This window comes from Acinetobacter sp. (assembly GCF_050285345.1).
Taxonomy (GTDB): domain Bacteria; phylum Pseudomonadota; class Gammaproteobacteria; order Pseudomonadales; family Moraxellaceae; genus Acinetobacter.
This window is the reverse complement of sequence record NZ_JBLZXR010000114.1, coordinates 1-5,040: the sequence shown is the minus strand read 5'-3', so window position 1 is coordinate 5,040 and position 5,040 is coordinate 1. Positions and strand designations below refer to the sequence as shown.

Below are 5,040 nucleotides of genomic sequence, written 5' to 3'. Positions count from 1 at the left end.
AACCTCTTTGCGCTGATGGTAGTGTGGGGTTACCCATGTGAGAGTAAGTCATCGCCAGCTCATTATTCAAATCCCCCCTGACTCAAAGCGAGCAGGGGGATTTTTTTATGCTTAAAAAAAGAAAATAAAGAAAATTATTAGAGAAAATTGTGAGTAGTCACTAAAATAAATATAAAAATTCAAATTTGTAAGGAACTGCAATGAACAATATAGCCAAATCCTAAAAACTATAGAACAATAGAGATAAGGGAGGCGAGGATGTCAACAGTGTTGGTATTACTTCCCTTATTGCAGTTGGGTTGACACTTTGGAGATTACGTCGTATTTCGTAGCAAAGTAATGTTGAAGTGAAGGTTTAAAATAGATTTACACAGTTTAATTGAACGATGATTTATCCAGCTATATTTTAATTTTGATCAAAATACTGAGCCTTGCCTGTGTGCCTAAACTTTTCTTTATGTTATAAATATCTTTATAGGCATGTTTTTTGCTTAATTATATTAAGGAAAGCGTATGAAATTATCTGTTGGATTGAAGGTTGCGAACAGCCTTTCGTTGACTCCTCAATTGCAGCAGGCAATTCGACTTTTACAACTATCAAGTTTGGAGCTTGAACAGGAAATTCAAATCCAACTTGATAGTAATCCGTTGCTCGAAAAAGTTGAAGAGCAAAACTCTGTTGAAAGTTTAAATAATTTACAAGAACAAGAGCGTGATAATAAAGATTTAACCAGAGAATTAAATGCGGATCATCTGCCTGATGAACTTCCTGTTGATACTGAATGGGAAGATGTCTATACCCATCAACCGACGAGTTTGGGCGCAGCAGAATTTGAAGAGCGTGAGGATAATCGTCAAGGACATCAAAGTTTACAAGAACACATGCTTGAGCAAGTGAATCTTCTACATTTTTCATTGGTGGATAAATTAATTGCCCATTGCATTATTGACTCATTGAATGAAAAAGGTTTCTTAGATGGCACAATCAATGAAATCACACAATCGGTTCAACACCTTTTAGAGTCAATGGATTATGAGGATGAAGTCGAGGATGATGAAGTTCTGGTCGTACTCAAGCATATTCAGCATCTTGATCCAGTTGGGGTTGGATCGCGGAATTTAGCTGAATGCTTAATGGTTCAAGTTGAGAGCCTGTCCGAAGACGTTCCAAATCGAAATGAAGCAATTTTATTATTAAAAAATTACGAATTATTAATTACCAATGAACTACCGAAACTGATTAAACAAACAGGTCTTAATACCGATCAACTGAAACAAGCCATTGCATTATTAAAGACTTTAAAAGCACATCCGGGTCAGGAATTTGAAAATAAAGATTCAGATTATCAAATTCCTGACGTTGTGGTGATGAAGAAAAATGAACATTGGTTGGTACAGCTCAATCCAGATGTGATGCCTAAGCTACGGGTCAATTCGTTTTATGCCAATATGATTAAGCGTGCAGATCAGAGTGATGACAATCAATATTTGCGTAACCAAATGCTTGAAGCGAAAAACTTTATTAAAAGTATTGATGAACGGCATAAAACCTTATTAAAAGTCGCAACTTGTATTGTTGAACATCAACGAGCTTTCTTTGAACAAGGTCCAGAAGCGATGAAACCTTTGGTCTTGCGTGAGATTGCAGAGGAAGTGGAGCTCCATGAATCCACGGTTTCACGTGTGACAACCAATAAATATATGCTGACACCTCGTGGTTTATTTGAACTGAAATATTTCTTTTCCAGTCATGTGGGAACCTCAACAGGCGGCGAAGCATCCTCGACAGCCATTCGTGCAAAAATTAAAAAGCTAATTGCTGAAGAAAATGTTAAAAAACCTTTATCTGACAATGCGATAGCAGTTTTACTCAATGCCGAAGGCATTGATATTGCACGACGAACCGTGGCGAAATATCGAGAGTCGTTACATATTCCGTCATCTTCTGAGCGAAAAGTATTGATCTGATTTTGAAAATCTGAGTATTCTAGAGATTCATTATGACGAAATAATGAATCTCTTTTTTATTTTAAGGAATGGTCGAAATGATCTGATGAATTTTAAATGTGCTTTGCATATTAAGTTGGATGATTTGACTTGAACTTATCTAGTCCTGAAAGAAGGTGAGGGATAGAATTATGCAGATTACAATTCGTGGCCATCATTTAACCATTACACCAGCAATAGAAGAAAATATTCGTCTTAAGTTTGCCGACATGACCAAGCATTTAGATCAGGTCAATAGTATGCAGGTCAAACTGACCAAAGATCATCAAATAGATAAGCGCTCAAGAAAAGGTAGTGATAATCATATTGCCGAAGCTATTATTCGTTTGCCAGGAACGGAACTTTTTGCACAGGCTTGTGCGGATGATATGTATACCTCAATCAAAAAACTGTCTGAAAAACTCAAAAAACAATTAGATAAGCACCGTAAAATGCAGCTGATTTATACGCCATTAGCCGTTTAGTTCGATCTTTGTACCAAAAGAGGTTTTTTATAACCTCTTTTTTTTATATATATAATGTATGCGACTAATGAATTATTTTTGATATTTATAGTAAAATGATGGGTTTTACACCGTTAGTCCTATATGGGGTCTTGTGATGAATAGTGAACAGCTCACTGAAATTTTAAAAGCGGCTTTTCCTGAAGCTGAGGTTGCAGTTAGTGGGCAAGGCGGCAAATTTGATCTACGCATTGTCGATGATCAATTTGAAGGCAAACGTCCTGTTGCTCGTCAACAATCTGTTTATGCACCTTTGAACTCCTACATTGCCAGCGGTGAAGTGCATGCGGTTACAATCCGTGCAATGACCAAAGAAGAATGGCGCAAAGCAAGCTTATTCGGAGCTTAATAATTAATGGATAAATTTCTGATTCAGGGTGGTACGAAGCTCGAAGGTGAAGTTCGCATTTCAGGTGCGAAAAATGCGGCTTTGCCCTTACTTGCGGCAACGATTCTTGCAGATACACCGATTACATTAACGAATGTTCCAAATTTAAAAGACGTTAATACCTTAGTAAAATTAATCGCCGGACTTGGCGTACAAATTAGTTATGAAGGCGACACGGTAAAAGCAGACACCTCGACGCTAGATAATCAATTTGCACCCTACGAACTGGTGAAAACCATGCGTGCATCTATTTTGGTGCTCGGTCCTTTATTGGCGCGCTATGGTAGTGCAAAGGTTTCACTGCCAGGTGGTTGCGCGATTGGTTCGCGTCCTGTCGATCAACACTTAAAAGCTTTAGAAGCTTTAGGTGCTGAAATTGAAGTTGAAGCTGGTTATGTACATGCCAAAGTTGATGGTCGTTTAAAAGGCGGCGAAGTTGTCTTTGATATGGTGACTGTAGGCGGTACAGAAAATATTTTAACTGCTGCGGTTCTTGCAGATGGTGTGACCACGATTCGTAATGCGGCCCGTGAACCTGAAATTACTGACCTTGCACAAATGTTGATTAAAATGGGTGCAAAAATTGAAGGTTTAGATACAGATACACTCGTGGTTACGGGTGTTGAAAGTCTACATGGCTGTGAATATGCTGTTGTGGCTGACCGTATTGAAACGGGGTCATATCTTGCTGCTGCGGCAATTACCGGTGGTAAAATTAAAACCACGCACACAGATCCAAATTTATTAGAATCTGTATTAGATAAATTTGAAGAGATGGGTGCAGAAGTCACTCGTGGTGAAGATTGGATTGAGCTGGATATGCAGGGCAAACGTCCCAAAGCAGTTAGTTTCCAAACCTTGCCACACCCAGATTTTCCAACAGATATGCAAGCACAGCTGATGGCTGTCAATGCGATTGGCCGTGGTTTTGCCACAATTTCAGAAACGATTTTTGAAAATCGTTTCATGCACGTACCTGAATTAGCCCGTATGGGTGCAAATATTCAGGTTGAAGGCAATGATGCAGTCGTGACTGGCGTAGAAAAACTTTCTGCAGCGCCAGTAATGGCAACAGATTTGCGCGCTTCTTTCTCATTGGTTCTTGCAGCACTTGCCGCTGATGGGGAAACATTGATTGACCGTATTTACCATATTGACCGCGGTTATGAAGATGTTGAAGCAAAGTTACAAGGTTTAGGTGCCCAAATTAAGCGAGTAAGTTAATGAGCGATATGAGAAACGATGATCCAAATTTTGACGTAATGGGCAATTTTGATCATGGTTTAACTTTAGCATTAAGTAAGGGACGTATCTTAAAAGAAACATTGCCATTGCTGGAAACAGCGGGCATTAACTTATTGGAAGATCCGGATAAATCTCGTAAGTTAATTTTTCCAACCACTCATAAGCAGGTTCGTATTTTAATTTTACGTGCCTCTGATGTACCAACTTATGTTGAAAATGGTGCAGCAGATATTGGAGTGGCGGGTAAAGATGTGTTGATGGAGCATGGTGCGCAAAATGTCTATGAGCCATTGGACTTGAAAATTGCCAACTGTAAGTTAATGACTGCAGGTAAGGTCGGAATGGTTCGTCCAAATGGTCGGTTAAAAATTGCGACTAAATACGTGAACTTAACGCGTCAATACTATGCAAGCCTTGGCGAGCAAGTAGATGTGATTAAACTTTACGGTTCGATGGAGCTAGCACCATTGGTGGGTTTAGGGGATTACATTGTCGATGTGGTTGACACTGGTAATACCTTACGTGCCAATGGCTTAGAGCCACTTGAAGAAATTTGTAAGGTATCTTCACGTTTAATCGTCAACAAGGCGAGCTTTAAACGTAAACAAACTTTGTTGAATCCGATTCTTGCCCAGCTTGAAAAAGCCGTCGAAGAGCGCGAAGCGAAGAAATAATTTTTGCTATTCGCTAGATGATTTTAAATAAATAACCGTCCGTGAGGGCGGTTTTTTATGTTCAAGTGATATTACGTTTAATGGTTGTTATTGGGTCGAAATACAATAGGATTGAATCTGAGTCAGTTGGTTTTCGGCATTGCCGTATGTACTAGCTCAAATCCGATCTGACAGTTACCCATTTTTTAGTGTGCCTGTCAGGTTAAATTTGGGCTAAATTTTT

The 5,040-nt window shown here is 39.0% G+C and carries 5 protein-coding genes; all 5 read left to right on the top strand.

The window, feature by feature from the left end; translation table 11 throughout:
- The first annotated feature begins 513 nt into the window (after window positions 1–513).
- The 5 genes from ACN6OV_RS09570 to hisG all read left to right on the top strand — a co-directional run bounded on the left by ACN6OV_RS09570 (window position 514) and on the right by hisG (window position 4,817).
- On the top strand, window positions 514–1,968 hold the full coding sequence (locus tag ACN6OV_RS09570; protein ID WP_427952384.1) for an RNA polymerase factor sigma-54: 1,455 nt from the start codon (window positions 514–516) through the stop codon (window positions 1,966–1,968).
- A 170-nt stretch (window positions 1,969–2,138) separates the two neighbouring features.
- Window positions 2,139–2,471 (top strand): ribosome hibernation-promoting factor, HPF/YfiA family, encoded by a 333-nt coding sequence (gene hpf, locus ACN6OV_RS09565; RefSeq protein WP_427952382.1) that lies wholly within the window; start codon window positions 2,139–2,141, stop codon window positions 2,469–2,471.
- 136 nt (window positions 2,472–2,607) lie between these two features.
- Window positions 2,608–2,859: a BolA family iron metabolism protein IbaG gene (ibaG, locus tag ACN6OV_RS09560; RefSeq protein WP_078191194.1), complete on the top strand. Its 252-nt coding sequence runs from the start codon at window positions 2,608–2,610 to the stop codon at window positions 2,857–2,859.
- A 6-nt stretch (window positions 2,860–2,865) separates the two neighbouring features.
- Complete coding sequence (gene murA, locus ACN6OV_RS09555) at window positions 2,866–4,122, top strand: UDP-N-acetylglucosamine 1-carboxyvinyltransferase (protein WP_427952379.1); 1,257 nt, start codon at window positions 2,866–2,868, stop codon at window positions 4,120–4,122.
- The gene (gene hisG, locus ACN6OV_RS09550) at window positions 4,122–4,817 is read left to right on the top strand and encodes an ATP phosphoribosyltransferase (protein WP_427952377.1); all 696 of its coding nucleotides are present in this window, start codon (window positions 4,122–4,124) and stop codon (window positions 4,815–4,817) included. The genes murA and hisG overlap by 1 nt, the downstream gene beginning before the upstream one ends.
- The last annotated feature ends 223 nt before the right edge of the window (window positions 4,818–5,040 follow it).